At 40.5% G+C, this 23,277-nt stretch carries 20 protein-coding genes and 2 pseudogenes; 11 read left to right on the forward strand and 11 right to left on the reverse strand.

Annotated elements, in window-relative coordinates; genetic code table 11:
* Positions 1–183 precede the first annotated feature (183 nt).
* From purT to dapC, 3 genes are read left to right on the forward strand one after another with little or no spacing between them, the layout of a single operon-like run.
* The gene (gene purT / locus ACF8FD_RS15335; RefSeq protein WP_392453554.1) at positions 184–1,398 is read left to right on the forward strand and encodes a formate-dependent phosphoribosylglycinamide formyltransferase; all 1,215 of its coding nucleotides are present in this window, start codon (positions 184–186) and stop codon (positions 1,396–1,398) included.
* A 28-nt stretch (positions 1,399–1,426) separates the two neighbouring features.
* A complete protein-coding gene (gene glnD, locus ACF8FD_RS15340) occupies positions 1,427–4,093 on the forward strand; it encodes a [protein-PII] uridylyltransferase (RefSeq protein WP_392453555.1) in 2,667 nt (888 codons plus the stop codon).
* A gap of 24 nt (positions 4,094–4,117) precedes the next feature.
* Positions 4,118–5,287: a succinyldiaminopimelate transaminase gene (dapC, locus tag ACF8FD_RS15345; protein WP_058869494.1), complete on the forward strand. Its 1,170-nt coding sequence runs from the start codon at positions 4,118–4,120 to the stop codon at positions 5,285–5,287.
* A 59-nt stretch (positions 5,288–5,346) separates the two neighbouring features.
* On the opposite strand, the gene ACF8FD_RS15350 is transcribed toward dapC, so the two are convergent.
* The 5 genes from ACF8FD_RS15350 to msrB all read right to left on the reverse strand — a co-directional run bounded on the left by ACF8FD_RS15350 (position 5,347) and on the right by msrB (position 10,181).
* A complete protein-coding gene (locus ACF8FD_RS15350) occupies positions 5,347–7,569 on the reverse strand; it encodes a TonB-dependent receptor (RefSeq protein WP_392453556.1) in 2,223 nt (740 codons plus the stop codon).
* Between the two features lie 169 nt (positions 7,570–7,738).
* Complete coding sequence (locus ACF8FD_RS15355; RefSeq protein WP_392453563.1) at positions 7,739–8,362, reverse strand: LysE family translocator; 624 nt, start codon at positions 8,360–8,362, stop codon at positions 7,739–7,741.
* Positions 8,363–8,409: 47 nt separating this feature from the next.
* Positions 8,410–9,261, reverse strand: coding sequence for an AraC family transcriptional regulator (locus tag ACF8FD_RS15360; RefSeq protein ID WP_392453564.1), 852 nt, complete (start codon positions 9,259–9,261; stop codon positions 8,410–8,412).
* Positions 9,262–9,282: 21 nt separating this feature from the next.
* Complete coding sequence (locus ACF8FD_RS15365) at positions 9,283–9,765, reverse strand: glutathione peroxidase (RefSeq protein ID WP_004980122.1); 483 nt, start codon at positions 9,763–9,765, stop codon at positions 9,283–9,285.
* Positions 9,762–10,181 carry a peptide-methionine (R)-S-oxide reductase MsrB gene (msrB, locus tag ACF8FD_RS15370; RefSeq protein ID WP_005399615.1) on the reverse strand — a complete coding sequence of 140 codons (420 nt, stop codon included), beginning with the start codon at positions 10,179–10,181 and terminating at the stop codon, positions 9,762–9,764. Before msrB ends, ACF8FD_RS15365 begins: the two co-directional genes overlap by 4 nt.
* 227 nt (positions 10,182–10,408) lie before the next feature.
* On the opposite strand from msrB, the gene ACF8FD_RS15375 reads away from it, so the two are divergent.
* Entirely contained in the window at positions 10,409–11,839 is a 1,431-nt protein-coding gene (locus ACF8FD_RS15375) for a pyridoxal phosphate-dependent aminotransferase (protein ID WP_392453557.1), read from the forward strand.
* A gap of 138 nt (positions 11,840–11,977) precedes the next feature.
* The gene (locus tag ACF8FD_RS15380) at positions 11,978–12,181 is read left to right on the forward strand and encodes a KTSC domain-containing protein (RefSeq protein WP_086209342.1); all 204 of its coding nucleotides are present in this window, start codon (positions 11,978–11,980) and stop codon (positions 12,179–12,181) included.
* Between the two features lie 25 nt (positions 12,182–12,206).
* Here ACF8FD_RS15380 and ACF8FD_RS15385 read toward each other — a convergent pair whose 3' ends face one another.
* Both ACF8FD_RS15385 and ACF8FD_RS15390 read right to left on the reverse strand, forming a co-directional pair.
* On the reverse strand, positions 12,207–12,812 hold the full coding sequence (locus ACF8FD_RS15385) for an O-methyltransferase (RefSeq protein ID WP_392453558.1): 606 nt from the start codon (positions 12,810–12,812) through the stop codon (positions 12,207–12,209).
* 29 nt (positions 12,813–12,841) lie between these two features.
* On the reverse strand, positions 12,842–13,060 hold the full coding sequence (locus tag ACF8FD_RS15390; RefSeq protein ID WP_392453559.1) for a DUF1653 domain-containing protein: 219 nt from the start codon (positions 13,058–13,060) through the stop codon (positions 12,842–12,844).
* Between the two features lie 238 nt (positions 13,061–13,298).
* Between ACF8FD_RS15390 and ahpF the strand changes: the two genes are divergently transcribed.
* From ahpF to ACF8FD_RS15405, 3 genes are all read left to right on the forward strand, one after another.
* Positions 13,299–14,864, forward strand: a complete 1,566-nt coding sequence (ahpF, locus tag ACF8FD_RS15395; protein WP_392453560.1) for an alkyl hydroperoxide reductase subunit F — start codon at positions 13,299–13,301, stop codon at positions 14,862–14,864.
* Positions 14,865–15,044: 180 nt separating this feature from the next.
* Entirely contained in the window at positions 15,045–15,386 is a 342-nt protein-coding gene (locus ACF8FD_RS15400; protein WP_234304864.1) for a hypothetical protein, read from the forward strand.
* A 119-nt stretch (positions 15,387–15,505) separates the two neighbouring features.
* Entirely contained in the window at positions 15,506–16,204 is a 699-nt protein-coding gene (locus ACF8FD_RS15405) for a VIT family protein (protein ID WP_062032668.1), read from the forward strand.
* Positions 16,205–16,494: 290 nt separating this feature from the next.
* Here ACF8FD_RS15405 and ACF8FD_RS15410 read toward each other — a convergent pair whose 3' ends face one another.
* Together ACF8FD_RS15410 and ACF8FD_RS15415 are read right to left on the reverse strand one after the other, a co-directional pair.
* On the reverse strand, positions 16,495–17,271 hold the full coding sequence (locus tag ACF8FD_RS15410; protein ID WP_234305091.1) for a TIGR03915 family putative DNA repair protein: 777 nt from the start codon (positions 17,269–17,271) through the stop codon (positions 16,495–16,497).
* Position 17,272: 1 nt separating this feature from the next.
* Positions 17,273–18,532 carry a putative DNA modification/repair radical SAM protein gene (locus ACF8FD_RS15415; RefSeq protein WP_392453561.1) on the reverse strand — a complete coding sequence of 420 codons (1,260 nt, stop codon included), beginning with the start codon at positions 18,530–18,532 and terminating at the stop codon, positions 17,273–17,275.
* A gap of 208 nt (positions 18,533–18,740) precedes the next feature.
* Between ACF8FD_RS15415 and ACF8FD_RS15420 the strand changes: the two genes are divergently transcribed.
* On the forward strand, positions 18,741–19,793 hold the full coding sequence (locus ACF8FD_RS15420; protein WP_058869485.1) for a nitronate monooxygenase family protein: 1,053 nt from the start codon (positions 18,741–18,743) through the stop codon (positions 19,791–19,793).
* Between the two features lie 162 nt (positions 19,794–19,955).
* Here the strand turns inward: ACF8FD_RS15420 and dusB are convergent, their stop codons facing one another.
* Complete coding sequence (dusB, locus tag ACF8FD_RS15425) at positions 19,956–20,975, reverse strand: tRNA dihydrouridine synthase DusB (RefSeq protein WP_262470896.1); 1,020 nt, start codon at positions 20,973–20,975, stop codon at positions 19,956–19,958.
* 120 nt (positions 20,976–21,095) lie between these two features.
* Between dusB and ACF8FD_RS15430 the strand changes: the two are divergent.
* Both ACF8FD_RS15430 and ACF8FD_RS15435 read left to right on the forward strand, forming a co-directional pair.
* Positions 21,096–22,734 (forward strand): annotated as a pseudogene (locus ACF8FD_RS15430) (tyrosine-type recombinase/integrase).
* Positions 22,721–23,029: a hypothetical protein gene (locus tag ACF8FD_RS15435; RefSeq protein WP_234304861.1), complete on the forward strand. Its 309-nt coding sequence runs from the start codon at positions 22,721–22,723 to the stop codon at positions 23,027–23,029. The pseudogene ACF8FD_RS15430 and the gene ACF8FD_RS15435 overlap by 14 nt, the downstream one beginning before the upstream one ends.
* On the opposite strand, the pseudogene ACF8FD_RS15440 reads toward ACF8FD_RS15435, so the two are convergent.
* A pseudogene (locus ACF8FD_RS15440) lies at positions 22,997–23,277 on the reverse strand (IS5/IS1182 family transposase); the annotation flags it as partial. The gene ACF8FD_RS15435 and the pseudogene ACF8FD_RS15440 overlap by 33 nt on opposite strands.

The following is a 23,277-nucleotide window of genomic DNA, read 5'->3' on the forward strand; positions in this document are numbered from 1 at the left end:
TATGCAAGTCATTTCCAGCTTGATTGGAAAAGTTTATTTAGCAACATTTTGCATGAAAATTTTGACTTTGGAATACACCGCTTTATAAAAAAAATTGTTGGACAATATCATTAATTTATGTGAATGAACCCTGAACGCTTTTAAGAGTTCTGCTATGCTAAAAGCCCATAAAATCAAGCATGGATGATTTACATGAGCGTTACTATTGGTACTCCACTTCAGCCTTCAGCATTTAAAGTTCTGCTATTGGGTTCTGGAGAGCTTGGGAAAGAAGTTGTGATTTCTTTACAACGTTTAGGTGTAGAAGTTCATGCTGCTGACCGTTACGATCATGCTCCTGCAATGCAAGTGGCACACTATGCCTATACCTTAAATATGGCAGATGCGACTGCGCTTAAACAACTCATTCAGGACGTTAAGCCGAATTTAATTGTCCCTGAAATTGAAGCCATTGCGACACAAGTATTGGTTGAAATCGAACAAGAAAATATTGCCACAGTCATCCCCTCTGCAAAAGCGGTCAATTTAACCATGAACCGTGAAGGCATCCGTCGTTTAGCTGCGGAAGAACTGGGCTTACCGACATCGGCTTACCGTTTTGCAGATACTTTAGAATCTTTCCGTGCTGCATGTGATGACATTGGTTATCCAAACTTTGTTAAACCAGTCATGTCCTCTTCTGGCAAAGGCCAATCACGCGTAAAAGAATTCTCAGAAGTAGATGCTGCGTGGGAATATGCGCAAACAGGTGGTCGTGTAAATCAAGGGACAGTCATTGTAGAATCACAAATTGATTTTGATTTTGAAATTACACTATTAACAGTACGTTCAAAAAACCCAGAAACAGGTGAAATTGAAACTTCGTACTGCGACCCAATTGGTCATCGCCAAGACGCGGGTGACTATGTGGAAAGCTGGCAGCCTCAAGCCATGACACCAGCAGCCCTTGACGAAGCAAAGCGTATTGCCAATAAAGTCACCATCGCATTAGGTGGCTGCGGTATTTTCGGTGTAGAACTCTTTGTCAAAGGCGATAAAGTGTGGTTTAGTGAAGTATCGCCACGCCCACATGACACAGGTCTTGTGACACTTGCCTCTCAGTTCCAAAGTGAATTTGAACTACACGCACGTGCGATTTTGGGTCTACCTGTAAATACAGCACGTCATAGCATTGCAGCGAGTGCCGTCATCTATGCAGGCGTAGATGATAATAACTTATCTTTTTCTGGCTTAAATCTTGCTTTGGCAAACCCAAATACTGATTTACGCATTTTTGGAAAACCAGAAGGCTTTACACGTCGCCGTATGGGCGTTGCGACAGCACGTGCTGAAACAACCGACCAAGCGCGTGAACTGGCGGCCGAAGCTGCTGGACTAGTGAGCGTTCATCAAAATTAAGCGTTGTTAAAATATACGGATACGGTTCATGATCAATACTTCTCCACTGCTTAACTATGTCAGCAGCAATCACGACATCAAAGCGATTAATCAATGGCGTAGTGATGTCGAAAATCAATTACAAGAAAGTTTTGATCATGGCCAATCCATTCGTGATGTCATTTTAACGCGTTCAAATATGATCGATGAAGCACTTATTTTCCTATGGAAATATGCAAAACTCGATCAGACAGACTTAAGTTTATTTGCTGTCGGTGGCTATGGTCGCCGGGAGATGCTGCCTTACTCAGATGTAGACATCATGATCTTGTCTGAAGATGAGTTTAGCGAAGAACAAGAGAAAATCATTTCAGTCTTTATTTCCTCACTTTGGGATGTCGGCAATTTCAAGCCCGGCATTAGTGTACGTACCATTGCCAACTGTGTTGAACAAGCAACCTCCGACTTAACAGTTGCCACAGCCCTCATTGAGTCCCGTTTAATTACAGGCAATGAACACTTAGCCAAATGGCCGCGACGCATTGTTTCGCAAACATGGACAGATAAAACCTTCTATGATGCAAAAATGGAAGAACAGGCCAAACGCTATGCACAGCATAACTTTACGGAAAGTAATCTAGAACCCGATATTAAAAACGCGCCGGGTGGCATTCGGGACATTAACCAAATTGGTTGGATTGCTAAGCGGCATTTCCGCGTAAACCGTATTTATGACTTGGTGCACTTAGGCTTTATTTCAGAGTTTGAGTTGGGGGTATTAGAAGAAGCCGAAAGCTTCCTCTGGGAAATTCGTCATCACCTACACCGCCTCACTAAACGTGATGAAAACCGTTTACTGTTCGACTATCAACGTGACATTGCCGCAAAGTTTGGCTATGTGCGTGAAGAAGGTAAATCACCGAATTACCCAATTGAACAATTCATGAAGCGTTATTATCGAAGCGCTCAACAAGTCACCACGCTGAATGAAATGCTGTTGGCTTATTTCAATGAATCTGTGATTACCCCACGCCTGCCGAACTATGAGCGTAACATTGAAGAAATCAATGAAAATTTTAAACTGGTCGACGGCAAACTAGCGGTTCAACACCATAAAATTTTCTCTGAAAATCCAAGCGCTATTTTAGAAATTTTCTATATATTGGCCAATCGACCTGAAATTACAGGCATCCGAGCACGAACGCTACGTTTGTTGATTTTGGCGGCTAAACGCATTGACAAAAAATACAGAGATAATCCAGCGCATCAAGCCCTGTTTATGGCCATCATTCGCTCACCCCATCGTTTATATGAAACCATGGTGGCAATGAAACGTTATGGCGTTTTAGGTAACTATATTCCTGCGTTTGGGCAGATTATGGGGTTGATGCAGTATGACTTGTTCCATATCTATACCGTGGATGCACATACTTTATTATTACTGCGCAACTTAAACCGTTTCAAAGAACCTGAGTTTGCCAAGGACTTCCCTGTTGTGAGTTCGGTGTTCCAACGTCTGGCACGTCGTGACATTGTCTATTTGGCTGCCATTTTCCATGATATCGCCAAAGGCCGTGGCGGAGACCATAGTGAGTTAGGTGCAACCGATGCGATTGAATTCTGTCGTAGTCATGGTTTTACCGAACGTGAATGCAACCTTGTCGCATGGCTCATCCAAAACCATTTACTCATGTCCGTCACTTCTCAAAAGAAAGATATTTCTGACCCCGATGTAGTTAAAGCTTTTGCTGAGAAAATGGGTGATATGGAACATCTCGACTATCTATATACGTTGACAGTTTCGGATATCAATGCGACCAATCCTTCACTTTGGAATACGTGGCGCGCTTCTCTCATGCGTCAGCTCTATACCCATGCACGTGACGTGATTCGCTCAGGTTTAGGCCGTCCTGTGGACTATCAAATGCTCATCGAGGACACTAAGTTTTCTGCCAGCGAACAACTGGTCGAAGAGTTTGCACTAGATGATGTCGAAAAAGTCTGGCAAGAACTGGGGGATGAATATTTCCTCAAAGAGTCTGCCGATGAAATTGCTTGGCACACACGTGCTATTTTACAACACGGTGATAACCCTGAACCGCTGGTTTTGATGCGCGCACAGCGTAAATTTGCTCAAGATGCGGTACAAATCTTTATTTATACCCAAGATCAGCCCAATCTGTTTGCAACAACGGTTGCTATTCTCGATCGTATGAACTTGGACGTACAAGATGCGCGTATTATTACCGCGACCAAAGCATTTAGCTTAGACACTTATGTCGTTCTTGACCGTTTTGGTACGCTGCTAACCGACCCTGAACGTGAAGCAAAAGTGCTATCAGCATTAAAAGATGCCTTAGCCAATTCAGATAAATACCCTGGGCTCATGCAACGTCGCATCCCTCGTCAGCTACGCCATTTCGACATTGAAAACACCGTTGATATTACGCTGAATGAAGCACTGCAACAAAACATGGTTGAAATTGCAACACTTGACCATCCCGGCTTACTTGCCAAAGTAGGCGGGTTGTTTATGATGCAAGGTCTAGATATTCACTCTGCTAAAATTGCCACCCTAGGTGAGCGTGCCGAAGATATTTTCTTTGTCACCAAAAAAGATGGGCAACCCATGACCGAAACTGAAGCTGAAACTTTTGCTGTACAACTAAAATCAGCCTTAGATGAAGCCTCTAGTCAGGTCTGTGGTCAACATTAACAATAAACACTGGTATTTTGTTTCATGAACTCGAGTTTATCCCTTTTACACCCTTATCCTTTTGAAAAGTTGAATAAACTATTTCAGGATATTACTCCCGCAGACTTACCCCTCATTCCACTCTCGATTGGTGAGCCTAAGCATCCTGCACCCGAGTTTGTGAAACAAGCCATTATCGAGAATTTTCAGCATTTATCGACCTACCCAAACAGTAAAGGTATACCCGAATTACGCACCAGTATTGCAAACTGGCTAACCCGTCGTTTTCAACTCAATCAGATTAGTGCAGAAAACAATATATTGCCTGTTTCGGGCACACGTGAAGCAATTTTCTCTTTTGTGCAGGCATTGGTAAATCGTGAAGATGCGCCTTATGTGGTTATGCCTAACCCGTTCTACCAAATTTATGAAGGTGCCGCTTTACTTGCTGGAGCAAAACCGTATTTTGTAAATTGCACCGAAGAAAATGGTTATCTCGGTGACTTTAATGCTGTGCCTGCTGAAGTCTGGGAGAAAACAGCTCTGTTATTTGTCTGTACACCGGGCAATCCAACTGGTGCGGTGTTATCAAAAGAACAATTCAAAAAATTAATCGCACTTTCAGACCAATATGGTTTTGTGATTGCATCGGATGAATGCTATTCAGAGCTTTGGTTTGATACTGCACCTGTGGGCCTACTCGAAGTTTGTGCTGAAATAGGCCGAGACGACTACAAAAACTGTGTCGTATTCCACTCACTGTCTAAACGCTCAAACTTACCGGGTATGCGTTCTGGCTTTGTCGCGGGTGATGCAGCTTTACTCAAGCCTTATTTACAATACCGTACCTATCATGGTGCGGCGATGCCTGTACAGCACCAATTTGCTTCGATTGCAGCATGGGATGACGAAGCGCATGTTGAAGAAAACCGTGTGCAATATCGTGCAAAATTTGATTTATTTCAAAAGGAATTAGGCCATATACTGCCCCTACAAAAACCAGATGCAGGCTTTTACTACTGGTTAAAAGTAGATAATGACGAAACTTTTGCAAAAATGCTCATGGAAAAAGCACATGTCAAAGTACTTCCAGGACGTTACTTGTCACGCGATACTGAGCAAGGCAACCCAGGCGAAAACCATGTGCGTCTTGCGCTAGTTGCAGATCTTGCACAGTGTGAGCAGGTGATTAAACGCTTAAAAGCGATTTTGTAAACAAGCTCATCTAAAAAAAGAAAACCTCCTATAATGGAGGTTTTCTTGTCTTTATTCGATTAAAAATCAAATGATGCACTAAGCATAAATGTCCGCGGTAAACCAGCAACTAAATAGCCATTATTAGTGTTGCTTGTATTGTTAATATTGTCATATAGACCAACAGAACCCCAATAATCCTGATCAAATACATTATTCACAAGGAAGTTAAATGTTGTTGGGGTTTGACCAAACTGAGTTCTATAACTTGCACCTAAATCAAGCGTAGTCCAATCCTTAACTTTCAAATTATTGTCCAAACTTGCATAAGTTGAACCTGTATAAGTCAATTGGGCATTTAAAGAAATATCTTGCGGGAGTGGTAATTTCCAATTTGTGCCTAGGTTCGCCTGAAACTTTGGAACCCCTACTTCATAATTTCCATCATAAGTAGCTGAGCCAGTATTCTCTTGCGTCGCATGCATCCACGTTACACCACCTAAAACAGTCAAGGAGTCTGTAAGCTTTCCATAACTGCTCAGTTCTACCCCCCGATGAACGTATTCACCAGAATCACTAAATACACCATTTTGCATAATGCCACGTTGTTTATTAATATCAAATAAACTTAATGTCACCCCAAGATGGTCATTTTCATATTTGGCACCTACTTCTTTCTGTTCAGCCACAAACGGTTTAATCGATGTGGTCACACCACCAGTTGTATTTGTTAGACCTTTCGCTAAAGATTCAATGTAGTTGACATAAACTGAAACTTCTGGAGTAATTTTATAGGTTACTCCAAGTGCAGGCGTCCATTTACTCTCATCATATGCCCCTGTTTTCACTTGAGAATAATTATATGTATCTTGCAGAATCTGCTGATAACGCGCACCCAACATGATAATTAATTTATCATCTAATGCAGTCAGATTATCCCCAATAGCAACACTTCTTAAGCGCGTCCGAGTGGTCAATTTCGGACTATCCATATCTCCACCTGAGAATGCTGGTGTTAAAGCAGCAGGTCGGTCATGTTGAATAGGATGATAAATATTAGAGTTCAATGGATTCCCTGAATCCATAAAATAGGCATTTCTCGTATTTAGTTGAAATGCTGATCCAGAAACAACTAAATTATGTTTAATTGAACCTGTATCGAACTTTCCACGTACCCCAACCTCACCTGTATTGACCATGTCTACACGAGCATTGTCAAAACGGTAGAGTGTACTAGCACCCGTTGAAGCATTTCTTAATGTGTAGCTTGCCAGTGAGTTTTGTTCTTCGCCATGACGGAAACCATATGCTGCATATGCAGTTAGTGCATCATTAAAATCATATTCCGCACGGTAACTTCCAAAAACATTCTCTTCATTTGAATAAGACCATTTTTGAGCATAATTACTAGAACTATCAATAGCCTTTGGTACCAACGTTAACCCAGCACCCAATGTTACATTTGGTCGCGTTGCATTTAAGCGATTGTTGCTATAGCCCATATCACCCGAAAGGCGTAGGCCCTCACCACTATAATCTAGTCCAATAGCAGCAAGCCCTAATGATTTCTTTTCATCATCAACAGACGTATTTCCATCATGGTAGGCGGTGTTTACTCGTACTCCAAATTGCTGATCTTCACCAAAACGTCGTGAAATATCATTTGAGATATAGCCACCATTAAAATCTGTACCTACAGTTACCCGATTTAATGGCTCATTTCCTGCTCGTTTTGGTAGAAGATTGATTGCTCCACCGATCCCACCATTACTTGGCATAGCACCGTTTAAAAACGATGAGGCACCCTTTAATACTTCCACACGCTCAAAAAGTTCTGTTGGAATATATTGACGCGGTAATATTGAATATAAACCATTATAAGCAGTGTCATCTGACCCTAAGTTAAAACCACGGATATAGTAGTTTTCTTGAAAATTACCATATCCTCGCCCAACACGTACACTCGGATCTGCTTTTAGCACATCCCCAACACTCTTTGCTTGACGCTCTTGAATATATTGATTGGTATAGCTAGTTAAATTAAATGGCGTATCAAGATTTTTTTGATTCCCAAAAATCCCAACTCGGCCGCCACTTGCAACCTGACCACCAGCGAAAGCTTCCATTAAACCATTTGCAGAAGCATCGGCACTTGCAACTATACGGATCGTTTCCAAAGCTGTAACATTACTCGCCTGAGATGATGAGTCGGATTCAACGACTACTGGAGCTTCGGCAGCATATGAAATACTGTACCCAGATACACATGCCATCATTAACACCAATGGTTTCAGCTTAACCATTTCCTACCCTTTTTCATCAATCTAAAATTCGAGCCTGATAGTAAATGAGAATTGATCTTAGTCAAACTGATTTAATTCTCATTTAAATTGTAAATTCAAATGAGAATTAATTATTTCATTGTTATAACTTATGACATCAGACAACTGATTGACTTTTACTTTAAGATTCTCATATTACTAGTCCATCTAATAGCAAAACGATCGCAAAAGAGGCAAAGCAGCACCCTGACATCTTATAAAGCCAATTGAGTCGCTGAGTTAAAAAATGATTCCAGTGCTTCCAACTCAATAACTTAAGCACCAGCAGATTCCATATCAGAACCACAGTCACCATCCAGAGACTCATTAAAAGCAAAGTATAAAAATCAAATTTTGAATAAACCAGCAATATCAAACTACTATAGAACATCATATTTTTAGGGTTCAGCAAACTTGACTGTAAACCTTGAGTAAAACATAGAATTTTAGTTTGATGAGGTGTGGAATCATGTGCTTGAACATCAACATTTTCATGATACTTATAGCGAAAACAATGCATAGACAAATACAACAAATACGCAATACCTAATCCGCGTAGCAACATCAGAACAGAAGCATGAATATGCCCAAGCCACCCCAGTAAAGTAAAAATTAGCGCTAGAATAAAAACATTCCCAGCTACAATACCGAAAACTGTATATCGTGCCCTTCGTTGACCACTGTTTAATGCCGTCATCAGTATCAGGAAAAAATCAGGCCCAGGAGAAAGCAAAGCCACAAAATGCGTCACAGCAATAACAATAAAAAGCTCCATCACTTGTCTCTCTTTAAAAGTGAGACAAGCCTAACGACGGATTAAGATCAACTCTTGGATAAAATTGCGCGATGTTGCTTTTGATAGAGCTTAGGCGTGGTGCCCGTTAAACTTTTAAAAACACGATGAAAATGACTTTGGTCACTAAAGCCCAGCATATAACTCAGTTGCGCTATATCCATGCCTTGTTTTAAAAAGATGCGTGCATCATTAATTTTATGATTCAATTGATAAGCGTGCGGCGTCATGCCTAAAGATGATTTAAATAACCGAATAATGGCATACCGACTCAATTGGACTTCTTGCGACATTTGCTCTAATGATAAAAACACGTCAGCATCCTGAATCATCGATAAAAGCTGTTTAAACTCTTGCTGTGCATAGTGTTGAGGAGCAAGCAATTCTAGTTGAATATATGGAAATAAAAGCTCAGTAAGTGTTGTGATTAAGGTTTGTTCTTTTTCCCAATAAGACAGTGCAGTCTCAAATAATTGACTGTTAAGACAACTAAAGTATTGATACATCTTTGGCTGTTTATACAACACAGGTTTGAACTGCGGAATGTCATGACAAGTATATTCATGTCCAGTTTCTTGTAATAACTGGTTCAACCAACCTGCATCTAAATGCATCATTTGGTAGCTCCAAACCTGATCTGGAATAGGATTACACGCATGTTCTACATGTGCAGGAACCAATACCAAGGTACCCGCGTCTATTTGTTGCGTTCCACCAAAATGACTAGTGAAAATACTGTTGCCTTGATCCACCGCTCCAATTGAAAATGTCGGATGACTATGGGCTTTATAACAAGCACGACTTGCACATGCCCGACGTGTTTCCACATAAGGCATGCGCAGATCACTCCAAAATTCAACTGAAGCGCCTTGCTCTTTCATCACTGACGATACATCAACAGATTATTGTTGTAATGCTTTTTCAATATCTGCCTGAATGGCTTCAGGCTTGGTGGTTGGCGCATAACGATTAATTACTTTGCCATCTTTACCAATCAAGAATTTTGTAAAATTCCACTTAATGCCGCTGCCGAGAATCCCTTTGCTGTTATTGGTTAAATAACGGAATATGGCGTGGGCTTCAGGGCCTTTAACATCAACTTTGGAAAACATGGGAAAAGTCACCCCATAGTTTTTCTGACAATACGTTCCTATTTGCTCATTGCTACCCGGATCTTGCCCCCCAAACTGATTACAAGGGAAACCTAACACCTCAAACCCTTGTGCATGATATTGCTCATAAATTTTTTCTAATCCCGCAAATTGTGGTGTAAAACCACATTTACTGGCCGTATTGACGATGAGCAGCACTTCGCCCTCATAGTCAGCAAAGGATTTATTTTTTCCATCTAACAATTCCGCTTCAAACTGATAAATGTTGGTCATGGATAAGTATCCTCATCACTTTTTTCTTGTGTTTCTAGTTCTAATGAAGCCGAGTTTACACAGTAACGTAAACCTGTAGGCTCAGGTCCATCTGTAAAAACATGGCCTAAATGAGCATCACAGTGATGACATACAATTTCAGTACGCACCATGCCATGTGTTGTATCTTGATGCTCTTCTATCACAGTCGTATTGAGTGGCTTATAAAAACTTGGCCAGCCGCAACCACTGTCATATTTATTTTCAGAATTAAATAATGGCGTACCACAGCAGCGACATACATAAGTCCCTGCTTGTTTAGTATTCCAATATTTCCCCGTAAAGGCTGGTTCCGTCCCCTTTTGTCGCGTAATGCGAAATTCGTCAGGTGATAACTCTCTTTGCCATTCTCGGTCTGTTTTATTGAGTTTTCCCATGATTACGTCCCTTTCTATCTTGCTATTTAAAATAGGATAATCCTATATTTACGTGATTCATCTTAAAATTTCTAGTGTTTAGTTCACAATTTACAAAAGACCTATAATTCCAATAAAAGCAAAAAGAAAGCATTCTATAAAAATGGTAAGCAATTTATTTTCTTTAATGCTTTTTTGTGAGCAAATTTAATGTTAGTCTTATTGACATTCTTGCTCAGGATTAAAAAATGTCGCAAAAAAAGAGCGTTATTTTTAAACATCTACTGCCTGTGATTAAACAATATCAGCAGGTGGGATTTACGCATGAAAAAATTGTTGCTTTACTCAGAGATGAACATGATCTCGATTTGGTGACAACTGAAACATTTAAAAGCTATTTATACCGTTATGCAAAAGTGACCTCCACTCTTTCCGAGAACATCAAAATGCCGAACACTCTCCACACCCCACGCGAAATAAAAAAATCGTCTAAGCTCGAGCATGTTTGCTACGACATCCGTGGACCAGTGTTGCGAGCGGCCAATGAAATGGAAGAAGCCGGCCATAAGATTATCAAACTCAATATTGGTAACCCTGCACCGTTTGGTTTTGAAGCTCCTCAAGAGATTATTAATGATGTAGCATTAAACCTGCCAAATGCAGTGGGCTATACCGACTCAAAAGGGATTTTCCCTGCGCGTAAAGCCATCTGTCAGTACTATCAGCAAAAAGGCATCTTAGATATGCATGTCAATGACGTGTATATCGGCAATGGTGTCTCTGAATTGATCGTAATGGCCATGCAAGGCTTGTTAGATGATGGTGACGAGATGCTCGTGCCAATGCCTGACTACCCCCTTTGGACGGCTGCGGTAAATCTTTCAGGTGGCACAGCCATTCATTATAAATGTGATGAAGAAAACTTTTGGTATCCCGATATTGCGGATATGGAGAGTAAAATCACACCACGTACCCGCGGTATCGTGATTATTAATCCAAACAACCCAACAGGTGCAGTTTATCCACGCCATGTACTTGAGCAAATCGTCGCATTGGCTAAAAAGCATGATTTGATTTTGTTTGCAGATGAAATTTACGACAAAATCGTTTATGACGGTATTGAACATGTTTCTGTCGCAGCATTAGCTGGTGACCAACTCTGTATCTCTTTCAATGGTTTATCTAAAGCATACCGTATTGCGGGTTACCGTTCAGGCTGGATGGCCATCACAGGCGATAAGTCTCGTGCAGTCGACTATATTGAAGGTTTGGACATGCTGGCTTCTATGCGTTTGTGTGCCAACCACCAAGCGCAGTATGCCATTCAAACTGCTTTAGGCGGCTACCAGTCAATCAATGATTTAATTCGTCCAGGCGGTCGTTTATACGAACAGCGTAATATCGCTTGGCAAATGTTGAATGATATTCCGGGTGTATCTTGTGTTAAACCTGAAGGCGCAATGTATTGCTTCCCGAAATTGGACCCAGAAATCTATCCCGTTCAGGATGATGAAAAACTAATGCTTGATCTACTTCGTACGGAAAAAGTACTTCTGGTTCAAGGCACAGGCTTTAACTGGCCTACACCAGATCATTTCCGTGTGGTATTCCTCCCTGCTGAAAATGAACTACGTGAAGCCATTACCCGTGTAGGTCGTTTCCTTGCGAAAATGCGTTAATTGATCACTTAAAAAACCGTACTTTATGTACGGTTTTTTTATTTACAAAACTGTAATACATCACTTTTCAAGTTTGGCATAAGTTTAAAAGAAGCAGCCATTTTGCTGTGATTCCATTGAGATGATGGGGAGTCGCTTATGGGGACAATTGCGGTAACATCCTGGAAATACAATGCTTCTTCACGCTATTTAAAAATTTTCTATGCCGATGGTTCAGGCGAGTTGTATCATCCCGTGCCTGAATTTGTTTATAACAATTTAGTTCGATGTAATAATAAAACAGCCTTTGTTCATAAATATTTAGAATATGATTTGCACTTTACACGCTTAAGTATTCATTAATTTTTCAAGCACAAACAATCAGGATTTATCCTGATTGTTTTCCATGATCTCTCGTCACTAACAACAAACCTGCGCCAATCGCCAGTGTAGACAGACTAAACTGCTTTTCTTGCTGAATAAGTGCTATAAAATCTGCAACTTGATCCGCATGCGATAGAACATTATCAACCACCAAAACTCCGCGTGAAACACACATCAGTCGTTTCAAATCTGGCCAATAGTCGACATAAGCATCTCGCTCAGCATCTAGCAATATAAAATCAAAGATGGCTTGCGACTGCTTCAGATATTCGGCTGCGTCCCCCACCCAAAACTCAACATCATTGGATAAATTGAAATCCGCAAGATGACTAGCAGCTTGCTGACTTCTGTCAGTATCAATTTCCAAAGTGGTTAATAGAGCATTCACTTGCTGTGCTGCATAAGCTAGCCATAATGTTGAGTAACCTGTTGATGTACCTATTTCTAATATCTGCTCAGGCTGCTGAATATGAAGCAGTTGCACCAAAAATTGTGCAGACTCGGGTTCAATATTGCGAAAGCGTGCAATACGATCTGTTTGCGTACTGTCATGTTCTTGAAAGCGATGATATAAGGCCGATACTTTACTCAAAAATTCTGCATGCATCATCAAATCCCCTCTACTTTACTTAGCTTCGTTTATACTTCTTGAATCAGTTTAAAGCGCTTAACCTCGCGGTCATCCTCTAACATTACCGTTTCAGTAAACATGGCAAGTGGACGTACCCAAATCGAGTAATCACCATATAAACACTGATAAACCACCAGTTTTTCTTCAGTTTCACTATGCGTCGCTACATGTAAAACTTGATACAGTTGCCCTTTATAATGCTGATAGATACCACACTGTAATTGCATCACTTGCTTCCCTATTTTTTAATTGTCTTGATCATACCTAATTTATACGGCTTAAACTGCAAATCACTTGAAAAATCATTTAAATCCCCCATATAGCTTTATGAAATGATTGAAGAAAATATCTTTAAATCTATAAAACCGATTACCAAAATAAAAACAAACTGTTTTATCTATTTCTAGATTTGCTCTATGATTCTTCTATCAAATAAATTTATAGACTGCTTTGGAGAGCTTAACAATGTTAGATCAAAATACTTCAGCTCAATTAAAAACACTTCTTGAACGCCTAGAAGGTCCGATTGAATTGGTTGCGACTTTGAATGGTTCTGAGAAATCAGACAAAATCAAAGAATTGGTTGAAGAAGTTGCAGCACTGTCTCCACTGGTGACTGCACGTTTTGATGGTCAAAACTCACGTGCACCTAGCTTTGGTGTGGCAAAAGCCGGTGAAGAGCCGCGTGTCTTCTTTGCGGGTTTGCCGATGGGACATGAGTTTACCTCTTTGATTTTGGCATTGTTACAAACCTCAGGTTATGCACCCAAAGTATCAGATGAAGTTTTAGCTTCAATCAAAGGTTTAGGTATCCAGTCTGACTTTGACGTCTTTGTCTCTTTAAGCTGTCATAACTGTCCAGACGTGGTGCAAGCCTTAAACCTGATTGCCATTTACAATCCGGGCACGACAGCCACCATGATTGATGGTGCATTCTTCCAAGACGAAGTTGAAGAACGCAAAATCATGGCTGTACCGATGGTGTTCCAAGACAATAACCATATCGGTCAAGGCCGTATGACCTTGGAAGAGATTGTTGCCAAACTGGATACCAATTCCGCAGCTAAAGAAGCTGAAAAACTCAATGCCAAAGCTGCTTTTGATGTTTTAGTGATTGGTGGTGGTCCTGCAGGAAATACCTCTGCTATCTATGCAGCGCGTAAAGGCATTAAAACCGGGATCGTGGCTGAACGTATGGGTGGTCAAGTCATGGATACCATGGACATTGAAAACTATACCTCGATTCAAAAGACCCAAGGGCCAAAGTTTGCTGCTGAAATGGAAGCACATGTACGTGAGTACGGTGTGGACATCATGAACTTACAACGTGTTTCTCACATCAAAGGTGCAGATGAGACCGCGAATGGTTTGGTTGAAGTCACTTTAGAAAATGGTGCGAAGCTTGAATCTAAAACAGTCATCCTTTCAACAGGTGCACGTTGGAGAGAAATGAATGTACCGGGTGAAGCAGAATACCGTACTCGTGGTGTTGCTTACTGTCCACACTGTGATGGCCCACTGTTTAAAGGCAAACGTGTTGCCGTAATTGGCGGGGGGAACTCAGGTGTCGAAGCTGCGATTGATCTTGCTGGGATTGTGGAACATGTAACTTTGGTTGAGTTTGATACCAAACTACGTGCTGACCAAGTGTTGCAAGACAAATTGCATAGTCTGCCTAACACCACAGTGATCCTGAACGCACTATCGACCGAAGTTGTGGGTGATGGTTCACAAGTGACGGCATTGAAATATAAAGATCGTGCAACCGATGTAGAACATACGGTAGAGCTTGCAGGAATCTTTGTACAAATTGGTTTATTGCCAAACACCGATTTCTTAAAAGAGACTGCTGTTGAGCTTTCAAACCGTGGTGAGATTGTGATTAATGATCGCAATGAAACCAATGTCAAAGGTGTATTTGCCGCAGGTGACTGTACGACTGTGCCATACAAGCAAATCATCATTGCCACAGGTGAAGGCGCGAAAGCATCTCTGTCTGCTTTTGATTACATTATTCGTTCTGGCGTGTAATCCTCTCAGACGCTTCTCTGCTAAAGGCTTATAGGCAACTCAGCTTATAAGCCTTTTTATCACGCTGTTTTTTATAAAAAATTACATTTTTTTAACAATAATGCAGTCTGCTTTACATTCAAAGTAGATTATATTTTGCCCAACCCCTACTTTTGGGTATAAAACGAAAAGGATATGAAAATGAATAAATTACTTATTGCTTTAGGTCTTGCTGCTGCTGTTGTTTTAGTGGGTTGTTCAAAAGAAAAAGCACCTGAAACAGGTGCAACGACAGGTGAACACCTTGAAAATGCTGCTGAACAAGCAGGTCATGATATTAACAAAGCTGCAAGTGAAGCCGTATCTGACACTCAAAAAGCTGCAGATGAAGCATCTGCAAAAATTGGTGCTGCCGCTGACGAAACTGCTGCGAAAACTGAAGCTGCTGCTGAAGATGTTAAAAATGCCTCTAAAGAAGCAACAGCTCATGTTGCTGGTGCAGTAGAACAAGGCGCTGCTGATGTGAAAGAAAAAGCGCAATAATATTTCTAAACTCAAAAAAGCCTCCCACTCGGAGGCTTTTTTATGGGCTGTGCTATAGTAGATGAAACGTGCATTATTAAATAAATCATAACTTTAAAATTTGAGGATGATCTATCGTCATGTCCTATTCTCACCATGTTGAACCTCATTTAATTCATCGTACTGGTTGGCTACGTGCAGCGGTATTGGGTGCCAATGACGGCATCATTTCAGTGACCAGTTTGATTATGGGGATGGCGGCCAGTGGCGCAACTAGCCATACCTTACTCATCACATGTATTGCAGGGCTCATTTCAGGTGCGAGCTCTATGGCTGCGGGCGAGTATATTTCGGTGAAGTCTCAATCAGATATTGAAGAAGCCGACTTAAAACATGAAGCTAGGGAATTAGATAAAAACCCGCACTTAGAACTTAAAGAACTGACGCAAATTTATATACAACGTGGACTAGAACCTGAACTAGCGCATGAAGTTGCAGTACAACTCAGCGCACATGATGCACTGTCTGCACATGCTCGTGATGAAATAGGCATCCATGAAAATACCAGTGCTAAACCACTTGAAGCCGCGGGTTCTTCTGCCCTCGCCTTTTCACTAGGTGCTCTGTTTCCTATGCTGGCAATTCTATTAAGCCCTCAAGGTTATCTGACTCAGTCAGTTGCTCTTACAGGGGTACTATCGTTATTTGGCTTAGGGGCTTTATCGAGCTACTTTTCTGGGACATCTATGTGGACAGGCGCATTTCGTGTGACGCTATGGGGGATTTTTGCGATGCTGTTTGCCAGTTGGATTGGCTCCCTGTTTAATGTGCATGTTTAACGTCAACAACAGGATAAGCGTTAACAATCTACCTATTAAAAATGCAGAAAGCCCATGAATTGAATGGGCTTTTTACTATTTACAGCATCATTCATCATCGACTCTAAACTTACACATTTTTCTCTGAGCCACTACTCAGATGCACTATTACTGATGGTTGCGCTTCAAGTCTACAGGTGAGAAAGCTTAGCCTCGAATTAGTATGAATTGTTTAACGTCTGTTCTTCTTCATCATAGCAGCCCAAAACGTCATAGAAATGATGAACCAACTCCTCCCTGCTTACATCTCGCTAGATTGTTTTTTCATTCATATAACGCCAGTAGCGTTTAGGAACATATTGCACATGTATTTTGATATTTTTTCTTGCCTCGATGTTGATACTTTTAAAATAATCTTTCCATAACTGGTCATACAGCAGCTCATCATCATCTAATTCAACACTAAAGGACTGGCTGTGTCCGACTTTGTGTGCATGATCAATTTGATCCACATCCATCTTCACCTGATGCACAGCTGTCAAATCATAATAAATTCCAAAATTTCTTCTTTCATCATAAATCAACCATCTTTGGTCTTGATATCGGTTTCTAAAATGCCGTTCTATCAGTGGTAAAACATTAAAATCTGGCTGTACCAAACTTAGAAACAATCCATCCTGACATTTTTTAAAGCGGACAAAAGCTTCCATACGATGCTTTTCCCTGCCCACTTGTTTGGCCCACTGCGAAACAGCCAATACATCCGTATGCGCATAGTTATGATCTACCGCATGTGTATTTTTAAACACATAGATACAGAAATTAAAAAGATGTTGATGTGCCTGTTCCTGCTCAGACAGAAAGCAATAATAAAAAGATCGCAGACTCTCAGCTGTGATTTTTTGTTTTAATCCCCGCCAAACTCGCTCTGCGTGTTCATCATTTGAAGCAACCTCAATACACTCATCAAACAAGCTGGCTTGGGAATTGTTAGATGCAAGCTTGACGTCAAAATCTTTAAACTGAAAGCTCCTATACACACAACTCAGCAACCCAGTCATGCTTTGATCAAAGCAATATATCGACATACTAAAAACCAAAGCCCAGTTGAGGTGAAAGCTGTTTTTGATATTTAGATTGCCCCGATTGCAAAATGTGCTGCCGAATCTGGTTCGCTTGTTGTTCTTTTTTAAACTTTGGCGTATCTGCACAGCGAATAAAATGCTGTGCCCGATTGTAAGCAATGCCCATACGCTTTAGTTGATCGATATAAATCTGCCCAAAACGACGAGCTTGCACAATTTTTTTAGCCGATTGAACACCTATCCCCGGAACACGTAAAATCATACGATAGTCTGCATGTTGAATATCAACAGGAAAATGCTCAGGGTTACGTAGTGCCCAACTTAGCTTCGGGTCGATGTCCAAATCTAAATTCGGATGCTGATCATTCACAATTTCCTGCGCATCAAAACCATAGAAACGCATGAGCCAATCCGATTGGTACAGCCGATTTTCTCTTAATAATGGCGGTGCAGAACCTACAACAGGAAGCATTTTTTCCTGTTCATTGATTGGGATATAACCTGAAAAATACACCCGTTTGAGCTGATACACTTTGTAATGATGATCTGCCATTAAAATAATATCTTTGTCTGTTTCTTGATGTGCGCCCACCACCATCTGAGTGGTTTGTCCCGCTGGTACAAACTTCGGCACATGCTGAATCACACGCCGCTCATCAGTCAACTGAATTAAGCGATCGCGTACAATACCTAAATCCTTTTGTACTTCTGCATGCGATTTTTCTGGTGCAAACTGTTTTAAACCAACTTCTGTCGGCATTTCCAAGTTAATACTCATGCGGTCTACATATAAGCCCACCTCGGTAATAATTTCTTGGGAGGCACCTGGTATCGTTTTTAGGTGAATATAACCATTAAAATTTTCTTCAAGGCGTAACTTTTTCACCACTTGTAGCATTCGCTCCATAGTGAAATCAGCTGATTTAAAAATACCTGAACTGAGAAATAAACCTTCAATATAATTGCGGCGGTAAAAGTTGATGGTTAAATCCACCACTTCTTGTACAGTAAAAGCGGCTCGCTTGACATCGTTAGAGCGTCTAGAAACACAGTACGAACAATCAAAAATACAGACATTTGAAAATAGAATTTTAAGCAATGAAACACAGCGACCATCTTCTGTATAACTATGACAGATACCGTTTCCTGTATTCCCCAAACCTTTGCCTTTGTTTTTACGATTGCTACCACTGGACGAACAGGACACGTCATATTTAGCTGCATCAGCTAAAATCTGTAGCTTTTCACGGATACGATCGGTCATGACGGTCCTCAGTAAAATCTAAAAATAAAAGTATAAAAAATTTCAGACTAAAAGCATTACCAATACACATACCCAACGACATGGATTGTCGCTAAAAACCGAAAAATAAACGTGATTGCTTTTAGATATTTTTCGAGAAAATACTGAATATTATTTGCCAATTTTGCAGTGCTTGGGCAAAGTGTCTATATGTAAAAGGAGCAAGTACATGTCTTTATTATTAGAACGCCTTGAAATTAAACATCCTATCTTCCTTGCACCGATGGCTGGTGTTTCCACACCAGAGCTTGCGGCGGAGGTTTCAAATCAAGGCGGGCTAGGCTCACTTGGATTAGGTGCAAACACCGCAGAAACCGCACGTAGCCAAATTTTAAAAACCCAAGCACTGACCGAACAACCTTTTCAAGTTAATTTTTTCTGTCATCAAAGTGTCGAACTTGATCCAGCTATCGCACAAACATGGATTGATTTTGTAAGACCTCATTTTGAACAATACGATGCAGCCCCCCCCACGCAACTGCACTGTATTTATCCTAGCTTTTTGGACAATGATGACTTTTTAAATGTTGTACTTGAAACTCGCCCTAAAGCCGTCAGTTTTCACTTCGGTATTCCCCATCCGCACCAAATACAGGCGCTAAAAGACGCTGGCATTTTAACCATGGTTTCTGCAACCAACTTAGCGGAAGCACGGGCCATTGAAGCAGCAGGAATTGATTTTATTATTGCTCAAGGCATAGAAGCAGGTGGACACCGCGGGATTTTTAATGAACATTTTGATAGTGCAATACGTACGGTCGACCTCGTACAATTACTGACGCAGCACTGTCGGTGCCCGATTATTGCTGCGGGTGGCATTATGAATGGTACACAGGCTCAGCAGATGTTAAGCCTCGGCGCGAGTGCGGTACAGTTGGGGACAGCTTTCGTACAATGCAAAACGTCGAATGCCAATGATGCCTACCGTCATGCACTTTTCCATGAGCACATCACACAAATAAGTGCCAGTATTTCAGGTCGCCCAGCTCGCGGCTTACTGGGTCACTGGCATACCCAGATTGATCTACCGAACCGCCCTGCTGTTGCTGCATATCCCTACTGTTATGATCTTGGAAAACAATTACATGCCGCAGCAAGTAAACAAGGCGATCAAGGCTTTGGTGCATTTTGGGCAGGTACGAATGTTTCGCAAATTCGTGCCATGGAAGCACCTGACTTAATTAACCAATTGTTGGTTGAAATGCAACAAGTCAGTTATTAAGGGCTTTGTTGCACAAAGATTTCATAACTATATGATTTTAAAAGTTTTGATTATTTTTTGATCCAAAATTAAATCTATTTAAATCAGATGCTTACATATTTATGCAACAAAGCCGTTATTAAGTCTCATTATTCACTCAAAGCTCCATACGTGGAGCTTTGTTTATTTGGTTTCTAACAAATTGACCTGTTCAACCTGTACGTCATTCATGGTTTCACCATGTATGAGTAATTGGTCAAAGTAGTCAGCGACCACTTTAAATTGTTCAGTTGTACTTTCCACTTTGTACATGTTCTGGCGAAATTCATTACTTGAACGTAAACCTTTGGTGTACCAAGCAATATGTTTACGTGCAATTCGGCAGCCAGAGTATTCCCCGTAAAATGTGTACAGTTCAGCAAGATGTCCAAGTAGAACTTCTTTTACTTCTTGAATGCTTGGTGCTGCCAAATGTTCACCTGTCTCCAAATAATGTGCGATTTCACGAAAAATCCATGGACGCCCTTGCGCAGCGCGACCAATCATAATTGCATCTGCACCAGTATAATCGAGTACATATTTGGCTTTTTCTGGACTATCAATATCCCCATTGGCAACCACTGGTATACGAATGAGCTGTTTAGCCTCTTTAATTAAATCATAACGAGCCGTGTTCAAATACATGTCTTCACGGGTGCGCCCATGCAACGCCAACGCGGCAATACCCGCCTCTTCAGCACGTTTCGCTACACGTAAGATATTTTCATGACCATTCAAAAAACCCAAACGAGTTTTAAGTGTGACAGGTACATCAACTGCAGCCACAACTTCATCCAAAATTCGAGCCACCAAGTCTTCATCTTTTAAAAGTGCAGAACCCGCCAGCTTATTACAGACTTTCTTGGCAGGACACCCCATATTAATGTCCACAATTTGAGCACCATTTGAGACCTGATATCGTGCAGCTTCCGCTAACTCTTTGGGATCTGATCCTGCAATTTGTGCTGAAATAGGCGCCAATTCACCATCAAAATTAGCACGATATAAGCTTTTTTTACTCATCCGTAACGTTTGGTCTGATGTCATCATTTCACTGACAGCATGCCCTGCACCAAAGTATTTGCACAGAGACCTAAATGGACGGTCAGTTACGCCTGCCATCGGAGCGACCCAAAGTTTCTTACCTATTGGTTTATCAAACAATTCTTTAATTACATTGTTTTGACTCAATTTCTTTAACCTCGTTTAACTTCTTTGAATCGCTTTTTATTGACTTCTAGCAGCTTCCTATTTGCACCGCTTAAAAGTTATGGTGCAAATCACATGGGTACGGTTACTAAACGTCAATAAAAGATGGAACTATACGTTATCGTGCTCAAGTACGTGTGCAACGAGAAAGCTACCCTATTTATAAAGTCTCAAAAACTTTTAGCAAAAAATCATTAGCAGACGAATGGATTAAACGTACTGAAGCTGAAATAGAGCTGAATCCAAAAAAGATGCTCAATCCTCAAGAGAAGTTAAAGCATGCAACTTTGGCTGACTTTATTAAGAGATACCTTGAAGAGGCAGATAATTTTGCTCGAACAAAAACATGGTCACTAAATAACATCGCTAGTTTAGAGATTTCAGAGAAAAATATCTATTCATTAACTCGCCAAGATTTTGCTGATTTTGCAATTACTCGACGTAAAGGTGATCCTTTAAAAGGTACTGAAGGGGTTGCTCCTTCCACAGCATTAAAAGATTTAGGCCATATTAAGGCAGTGTTGATCCATGTTGAACATGTTTGGGGTGAGCCTTTAGAAGAAGTCGTTGTTGAATATGACAAAGCGCTAACAGGTTTACGAAAATCAAGAATCGTCACTAAGTCTAAGACTCGTGACCGATTACCAACCTTTGAAGAGCTTCAGGCATTAACAACGCATTTTTACAAAAACTGGAAGCATAAACTAAATCTGTACCTATGCATCTGATCATTTGGTTTGCAATCTACTCAGGACGTCAGGAAGATGAAATTTGTTCTTTGCGATTAGCTGATTACGATCGTCACAATACACAATGGTTGGTTCGAGATGCTAAATACCCCGAAGGGTCTGAGGGTAACCATAAGTACGCGCACCTTGAAACTAAAGCAATCGATTTAGTAAATAAATTCTTGGATAAAGAAACCAGATTAAGAATGTTAGACCTTGGGCGTAGTGAAGCATTACTGGTACCAATAAATACAGCTACGGTTTCAACTTACTTTACAAGAGCATGCTCTCATCTTGGTATTGAGGGGTTACGCTTTCATGACTTAAGGCACGAGGCTGCAACGCGATATGCTGAAGATGGATTTTCTATTCCAAAACTTCAAACCATTACTCTTCATGAGTCTTGGAACACATTATAAAGGTATGTGAATCTCAAAAAACGAGGTGAATATAGATTAGATTTTGCTGAAGCTATGGCAAATGCTGAATCTGACTATGGTAATCATTATAAAGAATGGAATAAGAAACAACGTAATCTTTCAGAGATGGATGTATTCGAAGCGCACGACTTAAGCCAGAATAGCGAAATTAAAGTACCTTTCACATTTATTTACACTCAGCTTAATCAATTTATTGAGCATCATAAACAAAGCAAATTTTTTATTCGAAAGCATGTAAAAAAATTACAAACCCCTCACCCTTTTTTATGGAACACAGACAAGCAGGAATTCTATATTTCTGAAATTCAAATTGCATGGGAAGATTGGTTTGTGGAAAATGGCGATGTCAATTGGTTTGAACTTCCAGCTGAGTCTTCTCATTTTAGCTTTAAGCAAAATAAGGTGATTCTACTTTATAAAAATCGTGTATTAGAGTTTGATCAAGAATTAAATGCATGGCTGGACATTTCAGATAATTATTATTTTGATGATCATTACCATATTGAAAAAACAACTACAACAAGAGGAAATAATGCTCAAGATTAGTAAATTCATAACGATTCTAGTCGTATTTTTTTCAATATCAAATTTAGCACAAGCTAAACAAACACTTTACTTTCCTAAAAATGATTTAGGATGGGAGGATTTTGATATTGATTATATTTCACACAATAAGTTGGGTGAAAAGACATCAAATAGCGAATTTGATAGGAGAATTAAAGCCCAAATTGTTAAATTTAAATCACATCACGAAGGGGCTTTGTTGCACAAAGATTGGAAATGCAAAGCGCCCCTAATTGAGCCAAATTTAAGGCGTAATTTGGGTAAGTGGTCGACCTAATTCCGTAAATCTGTTGAGGACTGCTACACGTGCATGAATCTCATTGACTTGGCTATCAAAACGCCTTGCTCTGAGTTTATCTCCTAATAATTTAATGCAGTGCATCTTAGTTTCAACCAAACTTCACCGATGATAGCCTGATTTTTCCATAGTGTCCTGCCTGAGAAGCACTGCCTCCAAGATTAACTGTTCGAAGTAATTCATTTCGATCTAGCGAGCTGCTCTTTGTATCTTTCCAAGGTTTCGCA

The organism is Acinetobacter sp. TYF_19 (assembly GCF_043105125.1).
Classification (GTDB): Bacteria; Pseudomonadota; Gammaproteobacteria; order Pseudomonadales; family Moraxellaceae; genus Acinetobacter; species Acinetobacter johnsonii.